Origin of the sequence: Cupriavidus sp. D384 (assembly GCF_001652915.1) — a bacterium.
GTDB lineage: Bacteria > Pseudomonadota > Gammaproteobacteria > Burkholderiales > Burkholderiaceae > Cupriavidus.
This window is the reverse complement of record NZ_BBQI01000095.1, coordinates 175,398-198,183: the sequence shown is the minus strand read 5'-3', so window position 1 is coordinate 198,183 and position 22,786 is coordinate 175,398. Positions and strand designations below refer to the sequence as shown.

Below are 22,786 nucleotides of genomic sequence, written 5' to 3'. Positions count from 1 at the left end.
CAATTCACAGCGGGCCCGGTTCCCGCGATGATGCCTGTCCAGATCCCGTCCCGGAGACAGACATGGCAGCCCGCCCCCGCATCACGGTCCTTGGCGATTACGAGCGCGCGCTTGCGCGCCTGGCCGACTGGTCGGCCATCCAGGCCCAGGCCGAGGTCAGCTTTCATCACGATCCGCTGCGTGGCGATGCGCTGGCGGCGGTGCTTCAGGGCACCGATGTCCTGGTGCTGGTGCGCGACCGCACCCCGCTGGACGCCGCCACGCTGGCCATCGCCAGCCGGCTGCGGCTGGTGGTCTATACGGGCACGCGCAACAATACGCTCGACACCGAAGCGCTGCGGGCGCGCGGCATTCCGGTCGCCAATACCCACTGGGGGCCGTCGAAGGAAAGCACGTGCGAGATGACCTGGACGCTGATCCTGGCGGCCGTGCGGCAGCTTGAGGCGCAGATGGCGACGATGCGTGCCGGGGGCTGGCGATCCACCGACAGCCTGGCGCTGCCCGGCGTGCTGCATGGCCAGCGGCTGGGCCTGGTGGGGCTGGGCGAGATCGGCAAGCGGGTGGCGCGGGTGGGCCAGGCGTTCGGCATGGAGGTGGTGACGTGGAGTCCGCACATGACGCCCGAGCGCGCGGCGGCGGAAGGCGCCACGGCCGTCAGCCTGGACGAACTGCTGCAAACTTCGCGCGTGGTCAGCCTGCATCTGGTGCCGGCCGGCGAGACGCGCCAGCTGATCAACGCCGAACGGATGGCGCGGATGCGGCCCGACGCGATCCTGGTCAACACGTCGCGCGCCGCGCTGGTCGACATGGATGCCTTGCCCCGCGCGCTGGATCAGGGGCGCCCGGCGCTGGCCGCACTCGACGTTTTCGATACGGAGCCCGTGCCGCCCGATCACCCGCTGCGCCGCCGCCGCGACGTGGTGGTCACGCCGCACATGGGCTTTGTCTGCGAGCCGGTGTTTGCCACGTTTGCCCAGGGCGTGACCGAAGCACTGACGGGCTGGCTGGCCGGGCAGCCGTAGGCGGTAGACAGTTGGAGGGGCGTCAGCCGCCCGCGGCGCCCATCGCTCCGAATCGCCACGACAGCCGCCCGGCCGCCTGCCTGACCAGCTGGGCTACATCGCTGTCCAGCGCGCTGTCGAAGCTGCCGCTGCTGCCCATCACGGCGATGACCAGCGCCAGCGCGCCGGTGTGATCGAACACCGGGGCGGCCAGGGTGTCGATGCCGGGCACCGGACGGCTGACCGCGTTGTCGATCCCTTCGTCGTGAATCTTGCGCCAGCGTGGCGTGGTGGCCTGGCGCGTTGCCGCATCCACCGGCACCCCGGCCATGCGGATCGCGTCCTGTGCCAGCGCCTGCGTGAGGACGTCGTCGGGCAGGTGGGCGGCGAAGGTGCGGCCGATGGCCGTGTTCACCATCGACAGCACCGTGCCCACGCGCAAGCTGACGTGCTGCGGGCGCGACGCTTCTTCCAGCCGGATCACCGTGGGCCCCAGCGGGCCGAACACCGCCATCGCCACCGACAGACCGGTGGCGTGGGCCAACGCGACCACCTCGGGCTCGGCCTCGCGCGTGGGCGACAGGCGCTGCAGGGCTACCAGTCCCATCTCCAGCGCCAGCATGCCGGCCTCGAAATCGCCATCGGCATTGCGTGCCAGCAGTCCGATCTTCTGCAGGCTCACCAGATGCGGGAACGCCTTGGCTGGCGCCATGCCGGCCGCGCGCGCCAGTTCGCCCAGCGAGAGCGGGCGGCCGGCGTCGGCCAGCGCATTGAGCAATTGCCCGGTGTTGTCCAGCGACTGGATGCCGCGCTGGGGTTTGTTGTCTTCCGCTTCGGTCATGTGGGTTCCATTGCCCGTGCGATGTCATCGATGGCCCCGCGCAGCGCGTGTGCCACCGGGCCCTGCCAGTCGACATCGATGGCACCGGTGGACCCGATGGCCGTCAGCACCAGGCGCAGCGCGCCATCGGCACCGACCAGCGGCAGTGCCAGGCTGCTGACGGCCGGGCTGGGCGAATCGATGCTGCGCTCCATGCCGCGCTGGCGCACGGCGGCAAGCTGTTCCGCAAAGGCAGGCAAGGCATCCGCAGATGCGCCGGCCTGCTGCTGGCGCCAGATCGGCTGCCAGTGCTGTTCGGGCTGGAATGCGCAATACGTGCGGCCGGTGGCCGTGGTCGACAGCGCCATCACGGTTCCCACGTGCAGGTTGACGTGCAGCGGCGACCCCGCCGATGCGTAGTGGACGATGGTTGGCCCCTGCGGCGTGGGCAGGCTGACGGCCACGTTCGAGCCGATGGCCGAGGCCAGCGCCTGCACGTGCGGGACGGCCGCGCGATAGGCGGGCGTGTGATCCAGATGCAGCATGCCCAGGCGCAATGCCAGCGGCCCGGGTTCGTAGCTGCCGTCGAGATGATCGCGCTTGATCAGCCCGAGCCGCGTCAGGCTGACCAGATAGGTGTGGGCCTGCGCCGGCGCCAGTTGCGCGGCGGCGGCCAGCTCGGCCAGGGCCAGCGGGCGGCGTGCATCGGCCAGCGCCTGCAGCAGGCGGCCGCCCACTTCCACGCTCTGGATGCCGCGCTGGGTCTTGCCGGCGGGTTCGCCTGGGGGTCGTGCCATGCCTGCCTGATGCCCTGTCTGTCGAAAGAGCCCAATGGTACGCGATGCATCGCCATCGGGCGGCCTGTCAGGCGCATGGCGCGGCGCCGGCGGATCGGGGTTTTCCCGGGTCGCCCACGCAGTCACAAGGCCTGGCGGCCTATTTAGCAAATAGCAATTGCATTTGCCATTGACTAAAAATAGTCGTCTTCCTAAGATTCTTCTACACCGATCCCCCCGATCCCATTCCTACACAGAAGACAACGAGGCAGACATGGCAAAAGCATTCGCATCCCAGGCCGACCTGGAAGCCAAGCAGATCACCTTCACCCAGCTTTCCGAAAATGCCTGGGCCTACACGGCCGAGGGCGACCCCAATTCGGGCGTGATCATTGGCGACGACGGCGTGATGATCGTCGACACCACTGCCACGCCGGCCATGGCGCAGGACCTGATCGCCCGCATCCGCGAAATCACCGACAAGCCGATCAAGTACGTGGTGCTGTCGCACTACCACGCGGTGCGCGTGCTGGGCGCATCGGCCTACTTTGCCGAAGGTGCGCAGCAGGTCATTGCCAGCCGCGGCACCTACGAGATGATCGTCGAGCGCGGCGAGGCCGACATGAAGTCCGAGATCGAACGCTTTCCGCGCCTGTTCGCGGGCGTGGAGACCGTGCCGGGCCTGACCTGGCCGACGCTGGTGTTCGAGCGCGAGATCACGCTGTTCATGGGCAAGCTGGAAGTGCGCATCGCCCACCTGGGCGCGGGACACACCAAGGGCGACACCGTGGTGTGGCTGCCGCAGCAGAAGGTGCTGTTCTCGGGCGACCTGGTGGAGTACGACGCCGCGTGCTACTGCGGCGATGCCCAGCTCGAACAATGGCCCGCCACGCTCGACGCGCTGGCCGCGCTGCAGCCTGAAAAGCTCGTACCGGGCCGCGGCCCCGCGCTGACCACCCCGGCCGAGGTGACCAAGGGCCTGGCCTATACCAAGGATTTCGTGTCCACGCTGCTGCAGGCCGGCCGCGAAGCCGTGGCCGACAAGCTCGACCTGAAGGCCGCCATGGCCCACACCCGCAAGTCGATGGATCCCAAGTTCGGCCATGTGTTCATCTACGAGCACTGCCTGCCGTTCGACGTGTCGCGGGCGTACGACGAGGCGTCGGGCATCACGCATCCGCGTATCTGGACCGCACAGCGCGATCAGGAAATGTGGGCCGCGCTGCAGGTGTGAGCCGGGAGAAAAAAGAACACAACCACACAAGTGGACGGAGACACCATGAGCAGCACCGAAGTCGACATCGACTACCAGAAGCAGACGTACGCCTACGCGCCCTGTGCCGAGCAGCAGGGCGGCCACCGGGCCGACGGCCCGCATCCCGTGATCGTGGTGGGCGCGGGGCCGGTGGGGCTGGCCACCGCGATCGACCTGGCGCGCCACGACGTGCCCGTGGTGCTGGTCGATGACGACTGCACGCTGTCCACCGGGTCGCGCGCGATCTGCTTTGCCAAGCGCACGCTGGACATCTTCGACCGGCTGGGCTGCGGCGACCGCATGGTCGACAAGGGCGTGCGCTGGCACGTGGGCAAGGTGTTCCTGCAGGACCGCCAGATCTACGCGTTCGACCTGCTGCCCGAGGCCGGGCACCAGCGGCCGGCGTTCATCAACCTGCAGCAGTACTACGTCGAGGGCTACCTGCTCGACTGCGCGCGGGCGATGCCGAATATCGACATCCGCTGGAAGAGCCGCGCCGTGGCCGTGGCGCAGCACCCCGACCATGTGGCGCTGACCATCGAGACGCCCGACGGCTGCTACACGCTGTGCGGCCGCTACGTGGTGGCGGCCGATGGCTCGCGCAGTCCGCTGCGCAGGATGCTGGGCCAGGAAAGCCACGGACACACGTTCCGCGACCGCTTCCTGATTGCCGATGTAAAGATGGAAGCGCCGTTCCCGGCCGAGCGCTGGTTCTGGTTCGACCCGCCGTTCCATCCGAACCAGTCGGTGCTGCTGCACCGCCAGCCCGACAACGTCTGGCGCATCGACTTCCAGCTGGGCTGGGATGCCGATCCCGTGGCCGAGCGTGCGCCCGAGCGCGTGATTCCGCGCGTGCAGGCGCTGCTGGGTCCGGATGCGAAGTTCGAACTGGAGTGGGTCAGCGTCTACACGTTTGCCTGCGTGCGCATGGACAGCTTCCGCCATGGCCGCGTGCTGTTCACCGGCGATGCCGCGCATGGTGTGTCGCCGTTCGGTGCGCGTGGCGCCAACAGCGGCGTGCAGGACGCCGAGAACCTGGCCTGGAAGCTGGCCTACGTGCTGCAGGGCAAGGCGCCCGACAGCCTGCTGGACACCTATGCCAGCGAACGCGAGTACGCGGCGGACGAGAATATCCGCAATTCCACGCGCTCCACCGATTTCATCACGCCGAAGAGCGCGGTCAGCCGCGTGTTCCGCGATGCCGTGCTGACGCTGGCCCGCGATCACGCGTTCGCGCGGCAGTTGGTCAACAGCGGCCGCCTGTCGGTGCCGGCCGTGCTGCGCGATTCGGTGCTGAACACGGCGGATGCCGATGCGTTTGGCGGAGCCATGGCGCCGGGTGCCGCGTGTGTCGATGCCCCGGTGGCCGATGCGGCTGGCAAGCCGTGGCTGCTGCAGCATCTGGGCAACGAGTTCGTGGCGCTGGTGTTCGGCCCGCCCGCCGGGCTCGATGCCGCGCAGGCCGATGCGCTGCGCACGCTGCAGCAGGGTGGCATTCCGCTGCGCGTGGTGTTTGTGACCGACGCGGCCATCTCGGCATCGGCCCAGGCCTGGCCCGGCGCCACGGTGCTGCGCGACACCGAAGGCCTGGCCGCCAACCGCTTCGACGCCCGCGCCGGCACCTGCTACCTGATCCGGCCGGACCAGCACGTATGCGCGCGCTGGCGCGGTGTCGATGTGGCCGGCATTGCCGCCGCGCTGGCCCGTGCCACCGGCAATGCGCCGGCATCGACGAACCTGGCGCCATCCGCCCCCGTGCAGGCACCGGCCCTGGCCTGAAGACCCGAACGCCGCCATCCGAAGGAGACAGGCCCGATGCCGCTCAATACCGCCCCCAACCTCGCGCGCCCCGATGATTTCTACGAGGCGCTGATCGATATGCACCGCGACCTCGACGATGCCGCCAGCCAGGCCGTCAACGCGCGGCTGATCCTGCTGCTGTCCAACCACATCGGCGATCAGGACACGCTGGCCGAAGCCATGCGCCTGGCCCGTGCGGCCGCCGAAGCGCCAGCACCAGCCTAGCGCGCCCGGCTACCACCCAACCCGCGATCGACCTCCGCAGGGGCGCACCCGACGCCCCGGGGGCGACTCGCGCCTGCTGCCCCCCCGAATCCGGAGACTACCATGCACACCCAGAGCCTGGGCGCCGCCCCCGCCTTGCCCGAAGTTCTGCCACACAGCCTGCCCCTGCGGCAGGAAGACGCGCTGTACCGCAAGGTCTGGCTGCGCATCATCCCGTTCCTGTTCGTCTGCTACGTGGTGTCGTTCCTGGACCGCATCAACATTGGCTTCGCCCAGCTGCAGATGAAGCAGGACCTGGGCTTCAGCGATGCGATGTACGGACTGGGCGCCGCCGTGTTCTACATCGGCTACGTGCTTTGCGAGGTGCCCAGCAACATGCTGCTGGCCCGCTTCGGGGCACGGCGCACGTTCACGCGCATCATGGTGCTGTGGGGCGTGGCCTCGGTGGGGATGATGATGGTGTCGAAGCCTTCGCACTTCTACCTGCTGCGCTTTCTGCTGGGCGTGTTCGAAGCGGGTTTTTTCCCGGGCATCGTGCTGTACCTGACCTACTGGTTCCCGGCACGCCGCCGCGCGGCGGTGATGGCGATCTTCTTTGCCGGCGTGGCAGTGGCCGGGGTGCTGGGCGGGCTGGTATCGGGCTGGATCATGCGAGACATGGCCGGGGTGCTGGGCATGTACGGCTGGCAATGGATGTTTGCCATCGAAGGCGCGCCGGCCGTGCTGCTGGGGGTGGTGGCGGCGTTCTGCCTGGTCGATGGCCCGCGCCAGGCGCGCTGGTTGACCCCGGACGAACAGGACTACCTGGTGGCGCAGCACGCGGCCGAGACCCGGGGCAAGGGCGGCCACGCCCATTCGCTGCAGGCGCTGGGCCAGGCGCTGCGCAATCCGCGCCTGTACCTGTTCGCATTCATCTATTTCGCGCTGACCTGCGGCTCGCTGACGCTGTCGTTCTGGATGCCGCTGATGATCCGCGACTTCGGCATCCGCGACGTGATGGCGATCAGCCTCTATTCCGTGATCCCGAACGCGATTGGCGCCGTGGGCCTGATCCTGATCGCGCGCCGTTCCGACAGGCTGGGCGAGCGCCACGGGCACTTCCTGTGCTGTACCGCAGGCGGCGCACTGGCGCTGGCGGCGCTGACGCTGCATGTGCCGAGCCTGGGGGTGTCGCTGGCGATCCTGTCGGTGGCGGCCGTGCTGATCTTTGCCGCCCTGCCGATCTTCTGGTCGCTGCCGCCCAGCCATCTGCCGGCCCAGACGGCCGCCACCGGCATCGCGTTCATTTCAAGCATCGGCATCACCAGCGGCATCGTCAGCCCTTGGGTGATCGGCCAGATCAAGACGCACACCGGCAGCATGGACAACGCGCTGTATCTGCTGGCGGGCCTGCTGCTGGCGAGCGGACTGGCGATGTGGAAGGGCATTCCGCGCACCCCGGTGGCGCACTGACCCCTTCGCCGCACCGCCACATTTCCCCAAAGCCGGGCGTTGCATGCCCGACTTCGGGGAAAATCCATTTGTTTCATGGTAATCCATGATGGAACACTTGTTGCTGGATGACTAGCATTGCAACAGCTGACGCTTTCATTCAACAGGAGTGTTTCCATGACCCAGTCCTTCCCGATCCGTGCCGCCGTGCTGCTGGCAACGTTGAGCGGCGCCGGTTCGGCGCTGGCTGCCGACGCGGCCGCGGTGGCCGCCAGCCCGACGCTCAGCAAGATCAAGTCGTCCAATGCGATCTCGATCGGGCACCGCACGTCGTCGATTCCGTTCTCGTACTACGACGGCAACCAGAAGGTGATCGGGTTTGCCCAGGACATCTGCGATCGCGTGGTCGATGCGGTCAAGAAAGAAACCGGCTCGCCGAACCTGCAGGTGCGCATGGTCCCGGTGACATCGCAAAATCGCCAATCGCTGGTGCAGAACGGCACGGTCGACCTGGAATGCGGCGTCACGACCAACCTGAAATCGCGCCAGCAACAGGTGGCGTTCTCGACCACGTACTTTGTGGCCGGCACGCGGCTGCTGGTCAAGAAGGGCAGCCCGATCCACGACTTCCCGGACCTGGCCGGCAAGACGGTGGTGACGAATGCGGGGACGACGTCGGAGCGCATCCTGCGCAAGCTCAACGACGAGAAGGGCGCCAACATGACGATCCAGAGCGCCAAGGACTACGGCGAATCGTTCCTGATCCTGCAGTCTGGCCGCGTGGCGGCATTCATGATGGACGATGTGCTGCTGTCCGGCGCCCGCACGCTGGCACCGAAGCCCGACGACTGGGCCGTGGTGGGCACGCCGCAATCGTTCGAGGCCTACGGCTTCATGATGCGCCGCGACGACCCGGGCTTCAAGCAGGTGGTGGATAACGCCATGACCGGCCTGATGCGCAGCGGCGAGATCAACACGCTCTACGCCAAGTGGTTCCAGAAGCCGGTGCCGCCCAAGAACATCTCGTTCGACCTGCCGCAGAGCGAACAGATCAGGAAGGCCTATGCCAACCCCAATGACGAGGCGTTCGAGTAAGGTGGTTCAGCGGCCCTTTTCCGGCAGGTAGGCGCCGGTGCGATGGAGTTGCCCCTCCGTCTGCTCCAGCGCCCGGATTGCCCCCTTGCCCTTGCGGGCCAGCAACTGCTCGACCAGCACTTCCACCATCGTCACGCCCGACGTGATCGACGGGAAGAACGATGGACTGTCGATGGCGAACAGCAGCGTGCAGTCGGCTTCCAGGGCAATCGGGGCCACCGTGCTGTCGGTCAGGGCGATGACCTTGCAGCCAGCCTCGCGCGCGGCCTGGGCCACGCGCAGGCTTTCCTGCGAGTAGGGCGCGAAGCCGGCCACCAGCACGGCGTCCTTGGCGTTGAGCGCGCGCAATTCCATCTCCAGGGTGCCGGCGTCGCCGCGGATCAGCCGCACCGAGCTGCGGAACAGCCCGTAGATGTAGTGGAACGTGAACGCAATCGGAAAGCAGGAGCGGAAGCCAGCCACGTGCACGATGGGCGCGGCGGCCAGCAGGTCGGCGGCGCGGGGCACGGTGTCCGCATTGTTGGCAAGCAGCGCGTCGAGGTTGTGGTGCTGGACCTCGATCATCTCGGCCAGCATCTTGCCCGAACCGCTGGTCTTGTCCGAATCCTTGACCACCTTGCGTGCCCGGCGCGCATACGGCTGGCTGCCGCCTTCGCGCACGGCCGTCACGAACAGTTCACGCAGACCCTGCCAGCCCTCGAATCCGAGCGATTGCGACAGCCGCACCAGCGTTGCCGGCTGCACCCCGGCATTGGCGGCCACCTTGCGCATCGACTGGATGGCGATGTCGCGCGGATGGTCCAGCAGATAGCGCGCGCCGCCCTGGAACTGGGCGCTAAGGTTCGGAAATTCCGTGCGCAGTTGTTCGAGCAGGGCGTCGAGCGATTCGGGAGGGGTGGGCTGGTTGGCGGACATCGATGTGATGAAAAAGCGGGATTTGCAACGATTGTTGCATAGGTCGCCGCCCGGTGTTCGCGGAAATGTGGGAACCGTATGTTTCTTTCGCTGCGATCAATGAAACAGTTGTTGCGCGCGCGGTTGGTTGTTCCTATACTGGCTACCTGTTTCGCGCCCATGCGCTTTCTCGCACGCCCACCATGACGCACGTCTTCCATCGCAATCCCAAGCAAACCTTGCCTGTCGCCGTAGGCGGCAAGGGTATCGAGCTGTTCGACAGCAACGGCCGCGCCTATCTGGATGCTTCCGGCGGTGCGGCGGTGTCGTGCCTGGGGCACGGCCATCCGCGCGTGATCGAGGCCATCAAGCAGCAGGTGGATACGCTGGCCTATGCCCACACGTCGTTCTTCACGACCGAAGTGTCGGAAACGCTGGCGCAGACGCTGGCCGATGCCGCGCCGGGCGACCTGAACCACGTGTATTTCGTTTCGGGCGGCTCCGAGGCCGTGGAAGCCGCACTGAAGCTGGCGCGGCAGTATTTCGTCGAGACCGGGCAGACGCAGCGCCGTCATTTCATCGCGCGCCGCCAGAGCTATCACGGCAACACGCTGGGCGCGCTGGCGATTGGCGGCAACGCGTGGCGCCGCGAGCCGTTCCTGCCGCTGCTGGTGCCCGCGCACCATGTGTCGCCGTGCTACGCCTACCGCGACCAGGCTGCGGGCGAGACCGACGTGCAGTACGCGCAGCGCCTGGCCGACGAGCTGGAGGCCAAGATCCTGGAACTGGGGCCCGATTCGGTGGCTGGATTCGTGGCCGAGACCGTGGTGGGCGCCACGGCCGGCGCGGTGCCGCCGGTGGCGGATTACCTCAAGCGCATCCGCGCCGTGTGCGACAAATACGGCGTGCTGCTGATTTTGGACGAAGTGATGTCCGGCATGGGCCGCACCGGCTACCTGTTTGCCTGCGAGGAAGACGGCGTGGTGCCCGACATCGTGACCATCGCCAAGGGCCTGGGTGCGGGCTACCAGCCGATCGGCGCGATGCTGTCCACGGCGCGCATCTACGACGCCATTGTCGGCGGCAGCGGCTTCTTCCAGCATGGTCATACGTATATCGGGCACGCCACCGCGTGTGCCGCCGCGCTGGCCGTGCAACGCACGATTGCCGGGGACAGGCTGCTTGACAACGTGCTGGCGCGCGGCGAGCAACTGCGCGCACGGCTGCGCGAGGCGCTGGGCAGCCATCCGAACCTGGGCGACGTGCGTGGCCGCGGCCTGTTCGTCGGCGTGGAGTTCGTGGCCGACCGCGCCACCAAGGCCACGCTCGATCCGGCGAAGAAGACCCACGCCGTGCTCAAGCGCACCTGCATGGAAAATGGCCTGCTGGTCTACCCGATGGGGGGCACGGTCGATGGCATCCATGGTGACCACGTGCTGTTCGCGCCGCCGTTCATCTGCACGCCGGCCGATATCGACAATATCGTCGACCGCTTCGCGCAGTCGGTGAACCAGGTCCTGCCGGCCTGAGGAACGACGCATGACGACCGATACCCTGCGCCGCCCGTTTGCCCTGGCCGTGGCGCCCAATGGCGCGCGCAAGACCCACACCGACCACGCCCGCCTGCCCATCACCCCCGACGAACTGGCCCGGTGCGCCCGCGAGTGCGTGGAAGCCGGCGCGGCGATGATCCACCTGCATGTGCGCAAGGCCGATGCCACGCACAGCCTTGAAGTGGCCGACTACGAGCCAGCCATCGCAGCCGTGCGCAAGGCCGTCGGCCAGAACCTGGTGTTGCAGCTGACCACCGAGGCGGTTGGCATCTACCAGCCGGCCCAGCAGATCGCCATGGTGCAGGCGCTGCGTCCGGAAGCGGCGTCGGTGGCGGTGCGCGAACTGGTGCCCGACGATGCCGCGCTGCCGGCTGCCGAAGCGTTTTTCCAGTGGATGCATCGCGAGCATGTGGTGGCGCAGTACATCCTCTACGACGCCAACGATGTGCGCCGCTACGCCGCATTGCGGGGCAGCGGAGGGATTCCCGAAGGCCGCCACTGGGTGCTGTTCGTGCTGGGCCGCTATTCGGCCGGCCAGAAGTCGTCGCCGACGGACCTGCTGCCGTTCCTGGCCGCGTGGCACGAGATGGGTCTGGACCAGAGCGGTATCGAATGGGCGGTCTGCGCATTCGGCAAGCAGGAGGCCGATTGTGCGGCGGCGGCCGTGATGCTGGGCGGACATGCGCGCATCGGCTTCGAGAACAACATGACGCTGCCCGATGGCGCCATGGCACCCGACAACGCCGGCCTGCTGCGCGCCGTACGCACGCCGCTGGGCAGCCTTGGCTATGCGGCGATGACGGCCGCCGACCTGCGCGCGCGCTTCGCGTAATCCCGCAGTCATTCGTCCCGGCAGGGCCGGCGGGATTCCGGTACGCTAGGCGCTTCATCCAATTCCGCTCCAGGAGTGCCGATGTCCGCCAGTCCGTCTCGCCTGCCTTCTCTGCCTGAAGCCGTGCCGCTGGCGCGGGACATCGTCCACGGCCTGCGGGCCTCGCGCATCCGCGAGGTGGCCAACGCCGGCATCGGCCTGCCCGATGTCATGCCGTTCTGGTTCGGGGAGTCGGACCAGGTCACCCCGGCCTTTATCCGCGATGCCGCCGCCCAGGCGCTGGCAGGCGGCGCCACGTTCTACACCCACAACCTTGGTATCGCACCGCTGCGCGCCGCGCTGTCCGACTATGTCACGCGGCTGCACGGCGCCACGGCGGTCGAAAACATCGCGGTGACCAGCGCCGGCGTCAACGCGCTGATGCTGGCCGCGCAACTGGTGGCCGGCCCCGGCGACCGCGTGATCTGCGTCACGCCGCTCTGGCCCAACCTGGTGGAAATTCCGCGCATCCTCGGCGCCACCGTGGAAACCGTCGCGCTCGATTTTGGCGACGAAGGCTGGACACTCGACATCGACAAGCTGTTGCGCGCCCTGACCCCCGGCACGCGCGCGGTGATGATCAACTCGCCGAACAATCCCACGGGCTGGGTCATGCCGCGCAGCCAGCAGCAGGCCGTTCTGGACCACTGCCGCCGCCACGGCATCTGGATCATCGCCGACGAAGTCTACGAACGGCTCTACTACGGCAACGAAGGCGGCAACGCGCCGTCCTTCCTCGACATCGCCAGCCGCGACGAGCGCGTGATCGCCGTGAACTCGTTCTCCAAGGCGTGGCTGATGACAGGGTGGCGGCTCGGCTGGATGGTGCTGCCCGCGTCACTGATGGACGACCTGGGCAAGCTGATCGAATACAACACGTCGTGCGCGCCGTCGTTCGTGCAGGAAGCCGGCATTGTGGCGGTGCAGCAGGGCGAGGCGTTCACGCAAGACCTGGTACAGCGGCTGCACACATCGCGCGACCACCTGGTCGGCGCGCTTTCCGCCCTGCCTGGCGTGGAAGCCCATGCCCCGGACGGCGCGATGTACGTCTTCTTCCGGCTGGCAGGCGCCACCGACAGCCTGGCGCTCTGCAAACGCCTGGTGCGCGAGGCCCACCTGGGACTGGCCCCCGGCAGCGCCTTCGGCGACGAGGGCGAAGGCTTCGTCCGATGGTGCTACGCGTGCGACGTGCAACGGCTGGACGAGGGAGTGAGGCGGTTGCGGGGGTTTTTGGAGATGTCTTGACGATAGCCTCCGGGTTGCGGAGGCTATGAAAAGGTGCGGTACCCAGGTCTGTCGCACTCAAAGTGCGCTTACGATGACGACGCCGTTTGTCGCAGGGGCCCTGGGCCGTCGAGGCAGTTTAAACCGCTGCGTCGCTACGGGAGTGATCATCGCGTCCGCGAACGCAACCGTCAATACACTCGGCTCGCTTTCAGATTCGTCTCAATCTACTTCGCCGCCACCTCCTCGCCCCACCACCCGCCGCCCAGCGCCTGCATCAGCGCGGCCGAATCCGCCAGTCTCGCCGCGCGGGCCTGGGACAGGTCCAGCGTGGCTTGCCGGGCCTGGCGTTCGGCGTCGATGACGGTGAACTGGCTGACGCCGCCCAGCCGGTATTGCTCGTTGACGATTGCCAACGTGTCGCGCGTTTGCCGGGCGTTGTCGGCGCGGGCCTGGAGCGTGCCTGCGTCGGCGTCGAGCGCGCGCAGCGTGTCGGCCACGTTCTGCAGCCCCTGCAGCACGGCCTGCTGGTAGGCGCCCAGCGATTGCTCGTATGCCGCTTCCTTGGCACGTTTCTGTGCGCGCAGTTCGCCGCCGTGGAACACGGGCTGTACCACGCCAGCGGCCAGGCTCCAGATGTTCATGCTGCTGAACAGGTCGCGGGCGCGCATCTGCTGGGTGCCGCCGCTGGCGGTCAGCGTGATCTGCGGATAGAGGTTGGCCGTGGCGACGCCGATGTCGGCGGATGCCTGGTGCAGCAGCGCCTCGGCGGCACGGATATCGGGCCGGCGGCGTGCCAGTTCGGCGGGCAGGCTGACCGGCAGGGTCTCGGGCAGGTGCAGGTCCTCGAGCCGAAATTCGGGCAGTTGCGCGCTGGCTGGCGTCTGGCCGGTGTAGACGGCCAGCTGGTGGCGTGTGGCATCGAGCTGCTGCGACAGCCCGGGCACCAGCGCCTGCGTCTGCGCCAGTTCGGATTGCTGGCGCTGCACGTCCACGCGCGCCACGCCCCCCACCTTCAGCCGCTGCTGCATGATGCCAAGCTGGCGCTGCTGTGCTTCGGCGATGGCCACCGTATCGGCCAGTTGCGCGCGCAGTCCGGCTTCGCGGATCGCCGTGGTCGCCACGTTCGCGGCCAGCGACAGGCGGGCCGCCTCAAGCTCGTAGCGCTGGTAGTCGACCGCGGCGCGCAGGCCTTCCAGCTCGCGCCGCTGTCCGCCGAACAGGTCCAGCGCGTACGACACCTGCACGCTGGCGTTGTAGAGCGTGAATGGCCCGGGGCTCGGAAACTGCGTAATGCCGACGGAGTTCAGGTCCACCTGCTGGCGCGTGGCGTTGAGCTTGGCATCGACCTGCGGGAATTGCGTGGCGCCGGTGCGCGCGGCCAGGTTTTCCTGGGCCTCGCGCAGGCGGGCGCGCGCCTGGATCAGCGTGGGGCTGCTGGCGAGCGCGATGCGTATGGTTTCGTCGAGTTGCGGATTGCCGAATTGCGTCCACCATTCCGCGGGCACGTCGCCGGGCTGCAGCGTTTGCGTGGGGAAGCCCTCGGCCGGCATCTGCAGGGGCTGCGGGCCGGCCGTGTAGCGCGCGTCGGTGGGGGCGTCGGGGCTGTGGAAGTCGGGGCCTACCGTGCAACCGGCGACCAGCAGCGCGGCAAGCGCGGCGAGCGAGGCGAGCGAGGCGGGCAGGATCGGGAACGTACGCATGGCGGTGCTCCGCGTGTTCAGTCGAGCGTGCGCTTGTAGAAGCGCACGGCGATACCCATGACGATGACCGTGAACAGCGCCACGGGCCACACGTTGGGCCAGAGTTCGGTCCAGCCGCTGCCCTTGAGCATGATGCTGCGGACCATCCGGTTGAAATACGTCATCGGCAGCACGTTGCCGATCCACTGCGCCCACGTTGGCATGCCGGCGAACGGGAACATGAAGCCGGACAGCAGGATGTTCGGCAGGAAGTAGAAGAACGTCAGCTGCACCGCCTGAAGCTGGTTGCTCGCCAGCGACGACAGCGTGATGCCCACCGTCAGGTTGGCCGCGATAAACAGCAGCGTGGCAAGGTAGACCGCCAGCACCGAGCCCAGGAATGGCACCGCGAACACGTAGTGCGCGGCCAGCACGATGATGGTGGCCTGGATCAGGCCGATAAAGATATACGGCACGATCTTGCCGGAGATCACCTCGATGGGCTGCACCGGCGTGGCGAGCAGGTTTTCCATCGTGCCGCGCTCGCGTTCGCGCGTCATGGCGAGGCCGGTCATCATCACCATCGTCATGGTCAGGATGGTGCCCATCAGGCCCGGCACGATGTTGTACTGGGTGATGCCTTCGGGGTTGTACAGCCGATGCACATTCACGTCGAAGGCAGACTTGCCGCCGGCCAGCGGGGCCAGCGTGCCCTTGAGGTCGATGCGTGCGACGGTGTCCGGCAGCTGCGACAGCGCTGCGATGGCCTGGCCCGTGGCCGATGGGTCGGTGGCATCGGCCTCCACCAGGATCTGGGGACGGTCGCCATGCAGCAGCCGCCGCGAGAAGTCGTGCGGGATGTTGACCACGAACTGCACGTCGCCCCGCAACAGCGCCTCGCGGCCGGAGGCCTCGTCAGGCATCGTGCGCACGATCCGGAAGTACGTGGTGTTTTCCATCGCCGCGATAAACGTGCGCGAGAAATCGCTGTGCTCGGCAACGATCACCGCCGTGGGCATATGGCGGGGGTCGCTGTTGATGGCGAAGCCGAACAGCAGCAACTGCACGATGGGCAGGGCGACGATCATGCCGAACGTGATGCGGTCGCGGCGCAGCTGCAGGAATTCCTTCAGCACGATGCTCCACCAGCGCTGCAGCGAGAACGACGCGTGGGTCGGGCGCGCAGACTGGCGCGACGGGTGGGGCGGCGGGGTGGACGAAGGCTGGGACGGCGGATTTGGCGACGGCGGGGGCGTGGCGCTCATGACGCCTCCTTGCGGCTGGGCGCGGCCTTCGTCCGGGGCGGCGCGGCCATATTGTCCTGGGCCCCGCCCATCATGTGGATGAACACGTCCTCCAGGCTGGTGTCGGTCTGTACGATGCGATGGCCGGCGCCCGCGTATTGCCGCAGCGTCTGTTCCAGCTGGCCGGCGTCCTTGCCGGTCACGTGCAGCGCGGTGCCGAATGCCACGGTCTGGTCCACGCCGGGCTTGCCCTGCAGTTGCGCGGACAGCTCGGCCAGGTTGTCGCCTTCGACGCTCCAGGTGCTCAGGTGCTGGCTGGCGACGACTTCATCCGACGTGCCCTGCGCCAGCAGCGTGCCATAGGCAATATAGGCGAGCTTGTGGCAGCGTTCGGCCTCGTCCATGTAGTGCGTGCTGACCAGCACCGAGATACCGCGCGCCGCCAGCTGGTGCAGCTGCTCCCAGAAGTCGCGGCGTGCCTTGGGATCGACGCCAGCGGTCGGTTCGTCGAGCAGCAGCAGTTGCGGTTCGTGCAGCAGGCACGCGGCCAGCGCCAGCCGCTGCTTCCAGCCGCCGGACAGCGAGCCGGCCAGCTGTTCGGCGCGCGACTGCAGGCCCAGGTCTTCCAGCGCACGCTCCACCACATCCTTGCGGTTGGGCATGCCGTAGACGCGGGCGACGAAGTCGAGGTTCTCGCGGATCGACAGGTCTTCCCAGTACGAGAAACGCTGCGTCATGTAGCCGACGTTGCGCTTGATGTCGGCGGCCTGCTTGAGGATGTCGTAGCCCAGGCAGGTACCGGAGCCTGAGTCGGGCGTCAGCAGGCCGCACATCATGCGGATCGAGGTGGTCTTGCCGCTGCCGTTCGGCCCCAGGAAGCCGAAGATCTCGCCGCGCGCCACCTGCATGGTCAGGTTATTGACCACGTGCTTGTCGCCGAAATGCTTGTTCAGGTCATGAACGTCGATGACCAGCTCGCCGTTGCGGCGGTGGTTGCCGTTGCCATTGCCGTTGCCGTTGCCGGTGCCGGTGGTGGACTGCGTGGTCATGATTGCGTCACCTCCACCGGCTGGCCCGGGCGCAGCTTCGGGGCGTCGGCGGCGCTGGGGCGGGCCTCGATCAGGAACACGAGCTTGCGGCGGGTCTCGTTGCTGTAGATGACGGGCGGCGTGTACTCGGCCTCGTTCGATACATAGGTGACCCTGGCGGCCACGGGCGCCGCGCAGCCATCGCAATGAATGGTGATGGCCTGTCCGTTCTTCAGCGATCCGACCACGGCCTCGGGCACGTAGAAGCGCACCTTGACGTTGCCGGGTGGCAGCATGCGCACCACGGCGCTGCCCGCCGGCACCCATTCGCCGGGGCGGAACGGCACGTCGTAGACCAGTCCGGGCACCGTGGCATTGACCGACTTGCGCGACAGCTTCCACTCGGCCTGCGCCAGCGCGGCGCGTGCGGCATCTACCTGGGCGCCTTGCGCGGCCAGCTGGTCCTTGCGGCCGGGCAGGCGGGCCACGTCGATATCGCGCTGCAGTTCGCGCACGCGGGCGGCGTCGGCATCGGCGGTGGCACGGCTTTCGTCCAGCTGTGCCTTCGAGATACCGCCGATCTCGAACTGCGCTTCGTCGCGCCTGCGCTGGGCAGCGCTGCGTCCGGCCTGGGCCTGGGCCTGCACCAGCTGCGCCTGGTTGACGGCCACTTCCACAGGGCGCTTGCCGGTCTGGATGTCGGCCAGCTGGGCCTCGGCAACGCGCACCTGTTCGGCGGCCTGCTGGCGCGCGGCGCGCTCGTCGTCGGACTCCAGCACGAACAACGGTGCGCCGGCGCCAACCTGCTGACCGCGATCGACCGACAGCGTTTCGAGCCGGCCCGCGAACGGCGATGCCACGGCAACGAATTCGCCTTCCACATAGCCCTGCCAGGTGGTGGGCTTGTCGTTGCTGCAGGCGGCAAGCATCGGCACGGACACGGCGGCCAGCAGCAGGGGCCAGGTGCGGTTCGGGACGGGAAGCATCATGCGGGCTCCGGGATATCGGGTTCAGGCAGAGGTTTTGGGCGGCACGGACAGCCCGTGACCCAGCAGGGCGGTGACATGGCGCACCAGCGTATCGGTGTCGATGTCGGCGGCGCCGGGCAGGGCCCGCCAGATATGCGTGGTGGCCAGCGGCAGCAGCGTCAGGCCGATCAGCGAGACCATCACCAGCGCGGGCGCCAGGCCAGGATTGAGCTGGCCCTGCGCGTGGGCGGCGGCCAGCGGGCTGGCGATCAGATGCGCGCGTTGCAGGGCCACGCGCTGCAGCAGCCGCTCGCGCAACTGGCCTTCGGTGCCGACGATCTCGCGAATCCACAGGCCCGGAAACCACGGCGTGGCCGTCGCGGTGCGGATCAACTGCTCGGCCAGCGCCTGGATGCGGGCGATCGGGTCTGGCGGCCCGGCCTGCAGCGCACCGAACACGTGTTCGATCAGGGGCTGGAGCCGCTCCTCGAAGATCGCGTCGAGCAGCGTGTCGCGGTCGCGAAAGTAATAGTGCACCAGGGCTGGCGTGACCCCGGCGGCGGCGGCAATGGCCTTGGTCGAAGTCGCCGCCACGCCGTGGCTGGCGAATAGCGTGACGGCGGCGTCGATCAGGCGGTCGCGCTGGCCGGCATCGGCTCCCTGCGCGGCAGGACGGCCAGGACGGCGCGGCGGATCGGTCGGTGGGCGGTTGGGCATCGGAGCCAGTCCGGGAGACCTTCGGGGTCGGGATGGGGGAGTACTCCGATGAATATTAATTTTCGGATTAATTAATACAAGGACGGTTACAACATTGGTTTTGCGCCACCGCAAAGCGTTGATAAAACAAGCGTTGGCGGAATGCTGCTATGCAGCAAACCGGGATAGACATGTCATGTCGGCTTGGCTATGCTCGCGCCTGTCAAGAAGGGTGCCCGTGGGTGGTGCATCCGCGTCCCGGGTTTTCCTATGCAGCGTTTCCGTCTCCTGGCCGCCGTGCTGCGGCCCCGCCCGCGCTTTGTCCGTCAGCTTGCTGCCTGGATGGTGGCGGGTACGGCATTGCCGTGGGCGGCGGCGCACGCGCAGGAAACGACACCCGCGGATGTCCCGGCCGTGAATGCGCCGGCAGCGAACGTGCCGCGCGTGAACGACATGGAGAGCCCGTTCGCATTCCATGGGCAGACTACCTATATCTGGCAGCGCAAGCCGGCGTTCAGTGCCCCCTATTCGGGCGACAACAGCCTGACGCCGAATCGCGCCAAGAGCTATTCGTTCACCGCCACGCTCGACCTGGGTCTGCGGCTGTGGAAGGGCGCCGAATTCCACCTCAACCCCGAAGTGGCACAGGGCGTGCCGTTCTCGGATCTGCACGGCATGGGCGGCCTGAGCAACGGCGAGCTTGCCAAGACCGCCAGCACGAGCCCGAAGGTCTATCGGGCCCGCGCCTTTATCCGGCAGTACTGGGGCATGGGCGGCGGCGAAGAGACACTGGACGCCGATTTCAACCAGTTCGCGCGTACGGTCGACAAGCAGCGCCTGACGCTGACCGCCGGCAATTTCGGCGTGATCGATGTGTTCGACCAGAACCCCTACGGATCGGACCCGCGCACGCAGTTCATGAACTGGTCGTTCATGACGCACGGCTCGTGGGACTATCCCGCCGACTCGCGCGGCTATAACTGGGGCGCGGCGCTCGAATACATCGGCGATGGCTGGTCGGCCCGCGCCGGCCATTTCCTGCAGCCGCTGGAATCGAACGGGCGCGAGCTGGACACCCGCCTGTTCGAGCACTACGGCCAGATGCTGGAGCTGGAAAAGCGCTACACCATCGCGGAACGGCCCGGCCAGGCGCGCCTGCTGCTATGGCGCAACAAGGCGCGCATGGGCGCGTTCAACGATGCCATCGCGTTCGGCCAGGCCAACGGCGTGACGCCCGATGTGGCCGACGTGCGCCGCGAGCACAGCAAGTGGGGCGTCGGGCTGGCCTTCCTGCAGGAAGTGGCCGACGATGCCGGCGTGTTCCTGCGCGCCAACTGGTCCGATGACAAGACCGAGACCTATGCCTTTACCGAAATCGGCCGGCAGGTATCGGCCGGCGGCACGATGAAAGGCGCGCGCTGGGGCCGTCCGAAGGACGAGGTGGGCCTGGCCGTGGCCGTGAACATGCTGGGATCGGGGCACCGCAACTACCTGGCCGCCGGTGGCCTGGGGGCCTTCCTGGGTGATGGCGCGCTGCGCTACGGGCCGGAGCAGATCATCGAGATCTACTACAGCGTGGCGGTGTGGAAGACGTTGACGCTGAGCCCGGACTTCCAGTACGTGCGAAATCCGGGCTACAACCGCGACCGTGGTCCGGCCAGGTTCTACGGCATCCGGGCGCACGCGGAGTTTTGAGCAGGGCCTGTGTTCTCCCGCTCTCCCGCCCTGCGGAGGCGGGGAGCAAGGCGGCGCAGGCGCAAATTACTGTCGCGCGTTGCGCCGGTTGTCCGGCCACGGCGTGTTGAAGTTGGTGCGGAACGGGTTGATGTCCAGCCCGCCGCGGCGCGTATAGCGTGCGTAGACGGCCAGCTTCACCGGCTTGCACATGCGCATCACGTCGGTAAAGATCCGCTCCACGCACTGCTCGTGGAATTCGTTGTGGTTGCGGAACGAGATCAGGTACTTGAGCAGCCCTTCCTGGTCGATCGGTGCACCCACATAGCGGATCTGCACGCTGCCCCAGTCCGGCTGCCCGGTCACCAGGCAGTTCGACTTCAGCAGGTGCGACACCAGCGATTCCTCCACCGGCGATTCATCCTGATCGGCCTTGAGCAGTGTCGGATCGGGTTCGTAGACGTCGGTCTCGATGTCCAGGCGGTCCAGCAGCAGGCCGTCCAGCTCGCCCATCTTCTGCGTGCCCAGATCCGATTCGGTCACCAGCCGCACCTGCACCGTGCCGCCCGTGGCTTCGGACAGGTCGTGGTGCAGCAGTTGCTGCAGCGCCTCGGCCGACGCGAGCTTGCTCTGGTTGAACGAGTTCAGGTACAGCTTGAACGACTTCGACTCGACGATGTTCGGCGTGTCGGCCGGGATGATGAACGCAGCCAGCGCCACCTGCGGCTTGCCCTTGAGGTTCAGCCACGACACCTCGTAGGCATTCCAGATATCGACCCCGAAGAACGGCAGTGCCTTGCCTTCCGGCAGGCCGATCTCGGTGCGCTTGGGCTGGCGCGGAATCGGGAACAGCAGCGTCGGGTCGTATTCGGTCTTGTAGGCCGAGGGCTTGCCCAGCGGCGAGTGCTCAGGAAGCGTCATGGTCGGTCTCAGGACAGGAACAGCTTGTAGACGGGGTTGTCGGTCTCATCCCAGTGTACGTAGCCAAGCGTGGAAAGAAAGTTGCGGAACTCGCGCTTTTCGTTCTTCGGCACCTGGATGCCGACCAGGATATTCGACGTGTCCGCGCCCTGGTTCCGGTAGTGGAACAGGCTGATGTTCCAGTTCGGGCTCATGCTCGACAGGAACTTCATCAACGCGCCCGGGCGCTCGGGGAATTCGAAGCGGTACAGCAGTTCGTCCTGTGCCAGCGGCGAGTGGCCGCCCACCATGTAGCGGATATGCTGCTTGGCCAGTTCGTCGTTGGACAGGTCCAGCGTGTCGAAGCCATGGCGGCGGAAGTTGGCGGCGATCTTGTCGCTTTCGGCGCGGCTGGCGATCTGCACGCCCACGAAGATGTGCGCCACGCCGGTGTCCGCAATGCGGTAGTTGAACTCGGTCACGCTGCGGGTGCCAACCTGTTCGCAGAAGCGCTTGAAGCTGCCGCGTTCCTCGGGGATGGTCACCGCGAAGACGGCCTCGCGGGCCTCGCCCACCTCGGCACGCTCGGCCACGAAGCGCAGGCGGTCGAAGTTCATGTTGGCGCCGCAGGCAATCGCCACCAGGTGCTGGCCCTTGAGCTTCTCCCGCTCGGCGTAGGCCTTCAGGCCCGCCACGGCCAGCGCGCCGGCCGGCTCCAGGATGCTGCGGGTGTCCTGGAAGACATCCTTCAGGCCCGCGCAGATTGCATCGGTATCCACCAGGATGATGTCGTCCACCAGCTCGCGCGTAATGCGGAAGGTTTCCTTGCCCACCAGCTTGACGGCGGTGCCGTCCGAGAACAGGCCCACATCCTTCAGTTCCACGCGCTTGCCGGCGTCCACCGAGCGCTTCATCGCGTCGGAATCGAACGTCTGCACGCCGATCACCTTGATGTCCGGGCGCACGGCCTTCACGTACGCGGCAATGCCCGAAATCAGGCCGCCGCCGCCGATGGCGACGAAGATCGCGTGGATCGGGCCCGGGTGCTGGCGCAGGATCTCCATGGCGATGGTGCCCTGGCCGGCGATCACCTCGGGGTCGTCGAACGGGTGGATGAAGGTGAGCTTGTGTTTCTTTTCCAGCTCGGCGGCATGGACGTACGCGTCGCTGTACGACTCGCCATGCAGCACGATCTGCACCCATTCGCCACCGCGCTCGCGCACGGCATCGATCTTCACCTGCGGCGTGGTGGTGGGCATGCAGATGATGGCCTTGCACTGCAGCCGGGCGGCGGACAGCGCTACGCCCTGGGCATGGTTGCCGGCCGATGCGGCGATCACGCCGCGCTTGAGTTCCTCGGGCCGCAGCGATGCCATCTTGTTGTACGCCCCACGCAACTTGAACGAGAACACGGGCTGGGTGTCCTCGCGCTTGAACCAGACCGCGTTGTTCGTGCGCGCCGACAGGGCGGGGGCGTAGGTCAGTTCGGTCTCCTGGGCCACGTCGTAGACCTTGGCGGTCAGGATCTTCTTCAAATAGTCGGGCTTGGCGGGGGTGCGGGTCATGGTCTGCGGGCGCCACGCTGGCCGTGGCAAAAAAAGCCGGAAAAATCGGCGGAAACCGCCAATGATAATGGATGACGCACATGC

At 67.3% G+C, this 22,786-nt stretch carries 20 protein-coding genes; 10 read left to right on the top strand and 10 right to left on the bottom strand.

Annotation, left to right across the window (positions count from 1 at the left end; translation table 11 throughout):
- Nucleotides 1-62 precede the first annotated feature (62 nt).
- Nucleotides 63-1,022 (top strand): D-2-hydroxyacid dehydrogenase family protein, encoded by a 960-nt coding sequence (locus A9J21_RS23430; protein WP_066739569.1) that lies wholly within the window; start codon nt 63-65, stop codon nt 1,020-1,022.
- A gap of 22 nt (nt 1,023-1,044) precedes the next feature.
- Here A9J21_RS23430 and A9J21_RS23425 read toward each other — a convergent pair whose 3' ends face one another.
- Together A9J21_RS23425 and A9J21_RS23420 are read right to left on the bottom strand one after the other, a co-directional pair.
- Nucleotides 1,045-1,842 (bottom strand): IclR family transcriptional regulator, encoded by a 798-nt coding sequence (locus tag A9J21_RS23425; RefSeq protein WP_066739566.1) that lies wholly within the window; start codon nt 1,840-1,842, stop codon nt 1,045-1,047.
- Nucleotides 1,839-2,618, bottom strand: coding sequence for an IclR family transcriptional regulator (locus A9J21_RS23420; RefSeq protein WP_066739563.1), 780 nt, complete (start codon nt 2,616-2,618; stop codon nt 1,839-1,841). The genes A9J21_RS23425 and A9J21_RS23420 overlap by 4 nt, the downstream gene beginning before the upstream one ends.
- A gap of 253 nt (nt 2,619-2,871) precedes the next feature.
- On the opposite strand from A9J21_RS23420, the gene A9J21_RS23415 reads away from it, so the two are divergent.
- The 5 genes from A9J21_RS23415 to A9J21_RS23395 all read left to right on the top strand — a co-directional run bounded on the left by A9J21_RS23415 (nt 2,872) and on the right by A9J21_RS23395 (nt 8,403).
- Complete coding sequence (locus tag A9J21_RS23415; RefSeq protein ID WP_066739561.1) at nt 2,872-3,831, top strand: MBL fold metallo-hydrolase; 960 nt, start codon at nt 2,872-2,874, stop codon at nt 3,829-3,831.
- Nucleotides 3,832-3,876: 45 nt separating this feature from the next.
- Complete coding sequence (locus A9J21_RS23410; protein WP_066739558.1) at nt 3,877-5,631, top strand: FAD-dependent oxidoreductase; 1,755 nt, start codon at nt 3,877-3,879, stop codon at nt 5,629-5,631.
- A 36-nt stretch (nt 5,632-5,667) separates the two neighbouring features.
- A complete protein-coding gene (locus A9J21_RS23405) occupies nt 5,668-5,877 on the top strand; it encodes a DUF2783 domain-containing protein (protein ID WP_066739556.1) in 210 nt (69 codons plus the stop codon).
- Between the two features lie 102 nt (nt 5,878-5,979).
- On the top strand, nt 5,980-7,329 hold the full coding sequence (locus A9J21_RS23400; protein ID WP_066739554.1) for an MFS transporter: 1,350 nt from the start codon (nt 5,980-5,982) through the stop codon (nt 7,327-7,329).
- A gap of 156 nt (nt 7,330-7,485) precedes the next feature.
- A complete protein-coding gene (locus tag A9J21_RS23395) occupies nt 7,486-8,403 on the top strand; it encodes a glutamate/aspartate ABC transporter substrate-binding protein (protein ID WP_066739553.1) in 918 nt (305 codons plus the stop codon).
- A 6-nt stretch (nt 8,404-8,409) separates the two neighbouring features.
- Here the strand turns inward: A9J21_RS23395 and A9J21_RS23390 are convergent, their stop codons facing one another.
- Nucleotides 8,410-9,318, bottom strand: coding sequence for a MurR/RpiR family transcriptional regulator (locus tag A9J21_RS23390; protein ID WP_066739552.1), 909 nt, complete (start codon nt 9,316-9,318; stop codon nt 8,410-8,412).
- A gap of 182 nt (nt 9,319-9,500) precedes the next feature.
- On the opposite strand from A9J21_RS23390, the gene A9J21_RS23385 reads away from it, so the two are divergent.
- From A9J21_RS23385 to A9J21_RS23375, 3 genes are all read left to right on the top strand, one after another.
- Nucleotides 9,501-10,826 carry an aspartate aminotransferase family protein gene (locus A9J21_RS23385; RefSeq protein ID WP_066739549.1) on the top strand — a complete coding sequence of 442 codons (1,326 nt, stop codon included), beginning with the start codon at nt 9,501-9,503 and terminating at the stop codon, nt 10,824-10,826.
- Nucleotides 10,827-10,836: 10 nt separating this feature from the next.
- Nucleotides 10,837-11,682 carry a 3-keto-5-aminohexanoate cleavage protein gene (locus A9J21_RS23380; RefSeq protein WP_066739547.1) on the top strand — a complete coding sequence of 282 codons (846 nt, stop codon included), beginning with the start codon at nt 10,837-10,839 and terminating at the stop codon, nt 11,680-11,682.
- Between the two features lie 81 nt (nt 11,683-11,763).
- Nucleotides 11,764-12,966 carry a pyridoxal phosphate-dependent aminotransferase gene (locus tag A9J21_RS23375; RefSeq protein WP_066739546.1) on the top strand — a complete coding sequence of 401 codons (1,203 nt, stop codon included), beginning with the start codon at nt 11,764-11,766 and terminating at the stop codon, nt 12,964-12,966.
- Between the two features lie 206 nt (nt 12,967-13,172).
- Here the strand turns inward: A9J21_RS23375 and A9J21_RS23370 are convergent, their stop codons facing one another.
- Genes A9J21_RS23370 through A9J21_RS23350 form a run of 5 tightly spaced genes read right to left on the bottom strand, consistent with a single transcriptional unit; the run spans nt 13,173 to nt 18,584 of the window.
- Complete coding sequence (locus A9J21_RS23370; protein ID WP_066739545.1) at nt 13,173-14,648, bottom strand: efflux transporter outer membrane subunit; 1,476 nt, start codon at nt 14,646-14,648, stop codon at nt 13,173-13,175.
- A 17-nt stretch (nt 14,649-14,665) separates the two neighbouring features.
- Nucleotides 14,666-15,892: an ABC transporter permease gene (locus A9J21_RS23365; RefSeq protein WP_231907014.1), complete on the bottom strand. Its 1,227-nt coding sequence runs from the start codon at nt 15,890-15,892 to the stop codon at nt 14,666-14,668.
- A complete protein-coding gene (locus tag A9J21_RS23360; RefSeq protein WP_066739544.1) occupies nt 15,889-16,920 on the bottom strand; it encodes an ABC transporter ATP-binding protein in 1,032 nt (343 codons plus the stop codon). The genes A9J21_RS23365 and A9J21_RS23360 overlap by 4 nt, the downstream gene beginning before the upstream one ends.
- Nucleotides 16,917-17,888: an HlyD family secretion protein gene (locus A9J21_RS23355; protein ID WP_066739543.1), complete on the bottom strand. Its 972-nt coding sequence runs from the start codon at nt 17,886-17,888 to the stop codon at nt 16,917-16,919. Before A9J21_RS23355 ends, A9J21_RS23360 begins: the two co-directional genes overlap by 4 nt.
- A 21-nt stretch (nt 17,889-17,909) precedes the next feature.
- A complete protein-coding gene (locus A9J21_RS23350) occupies nt 17,910-18,584 on the bottom strand; it encodes a TetR/AcrR family transcriptional regulator (RefSeq protein ID WP_066739542.1) in 675 nt (224 codons plus the stop codon).
- 249 nt (nt 18,585-18,833) lie between these two features.
- Between A9J21_RS23350 and A9J21_RS23345 the strand changes: the two genes are divergently transcribed.
- Entirely contained in the window at nt 18,834-20,258 is a 1,425-nt protein-coding gene (locus A9J21_RS23345) for a carbohydrate porin (RefSeq protein WP_082926573.1), read from the top strand.
- A 66-nt stretch (nt 20,259-20,324) separates the two neighbouring features.
- Here A9J21_RS23345 and queF read toward each other — a convergent pair whose 3' ends face one another.
- Together queF and ilvA are read right to left on the bottom strand one after the other, a co-directional pair.
- Entirely contained in the window at nt 20,325-21,158 is an 834-nt protein-coding gene (gene queF, locus A9J21_RS23340; RefSeq protein WP_066739541.1) for an NADPH-dependent 7-cyano-7-deazaguanine reductase QueF, read from the bottom strand.
- An 8-nt stretch (nt 21,159-21,166) separates the two neighbouring features.
- Entirely contained in the window at nt 21,167-22,702 is a 1,536-nt protein-coding gene (gene ilvA / locus A9J21_RS23335) for a threonine ammonia-lyase, biosynthetic (RefSeq protein ID WP_066739540.1), read from the bottom strand.
- Between the last annotated feature and the right edge of the window lie 84 nt (nt 22,703-22,786).

Bases quoted from the DNA above. Each gene is read 5' to 3' on its own strand.
- A9J21_RS23430 (WP_066739569.1), top strand. From the start codon at position 63: ATGGCAGCCCGCCCCCGCATCACGGTCCTTGGCGATTACGAGCGCGCG.
- A9J21_RS23425 (WP_066739566.1), bottom strand. From the start codon at position 1,842: ATGACCGAAGCGGAAGACAACAAACCCCAGCGCGGCATCCAGTCGCTG.
- A9J21_RS23420 (WP_066739563.1), bottom strand. From the start codon at position 2,618: ATGGCACGACCCCCAGGCGAACCCGCCGGCAAGACCCAGCGCGGCATC.
- A9J21_RS23415 (WP_066739561.1), top strand. From the start codon at position 2,872: ATGGCAAAAGCATTCGCATCCCAGGCCGACCTGGAAGCCAAGCAGATC.
- A9J21_RS23410 (WP_066739558.1), top strand. From the start codon at position 3,877: ATGAGCAGCACCGAAGTCGACATCGACTACCAGAAGCAGACGTACGCC.
- A9J21_RS23405 (WP_066739556.1), top strand. From the start codon at position 5,668: ATGCCGCTCAATACCGCCCCCAACCTCGCGCGCCCCGATGATTTCTAC.
- A9J21_RS23400 (WP_066739554.1), top strand. From the start codon at position 5,980: ATGCACACCCAGAGCCTGGGCGCCGCCCCCGCCTTGCCCGAAGTTCTG.
- A9J21_RS23395 (WP_066739553.1), top strand. From the start codon at position 7,486: ATGACCCAGTCCTTCCCGATCCGTGCCGCCGTGCTGCTGGCAACGTTG.
- A9J21_RS23390 (WP_066739552.1), bottom strand. From the start codon at position 9,318: ATGTCCGCCAACCAGCCCACCCCTCCCGAATCGCTCGACGCCCTGCTC.
- A9J21_RS23385 (WP_066739549.1), top strand. From the start codon at position 9,501: ATGACGCACGTCTTCCATCGCAATCCCAAGCAAACCTTGCCTGTCGCC.
- A9J21_RS23380 (WP_066739547.1), top strand. From the start codon at position 10,837: ATGACGACCGATACCCTGCGCCGCCCGTTTGCCCTGGCCGTGGCGCCC.
- A9J21_RS23375 (WP_066739546.1), top strand. From the start codon at position 11,764: ATGTCCGCCAGTCCGTCTCGCCTGCCTTCTCTGCCTGAAGCCGTGCCG.
- A9J21_RS23370 (WP_066739545.1), bottom strand. From the start codon at position 14,648: ATGCGTACGTTCCCGATCCTGCCCGCCTCGCTCGCCTCGCTCGCCGCG.
- A9J21_RS23365 (WP_231907014.1), bottom strand. From the start codon at position 15,892: ATGAGCGCCACGCCCCCGCCGTCGCCAAATCCGCCGTCCCAGCCTTCG.
- A9J21_RS23360 (WP_066739544.1), bottom strand. From the start codon at position 16,920: ATGACCACGCAGTCCACCACCGGCACCGGCAACGGCAACGGCAATGGC.
- A9J21_RS23355 (WP_066739543.1), bottom strand. From the start codon at position 17,888: ATGATGCTTCCCGTCCCGAACCGCACCTGGCCCCTGCTGCTGGCCGCC.
- A9J21_RS23350 (WP_066739542.1), bottom strand. From the start codon at position 18,584: ATGCCCAACCGCCCACCGACCGATCCGCCGCGCCGTCCTGGCCGTCCT.
- A9J21_RS23345 (WP_082926573.1), top strand. From the start codon at position 18,834: ATGCAGCGTTTCCGTCTCCTGGCCGCCGTGCTGCGGCCCCGCCCGCGC.
- queF (WP_066739541.1), bottom strand. From the start codon at position 21,158: ATGACGCTTCCTGAGCACTCGCCGCTGGGCAAGCCCTCGGCCTACAAG.
- ilvA (WP_066739540.1), bottom strand. From the start codon at position 22,702: ATGACCCGCACCCCCGCCAAGCCCGACTATTTGAAGAAGATCCTGACC.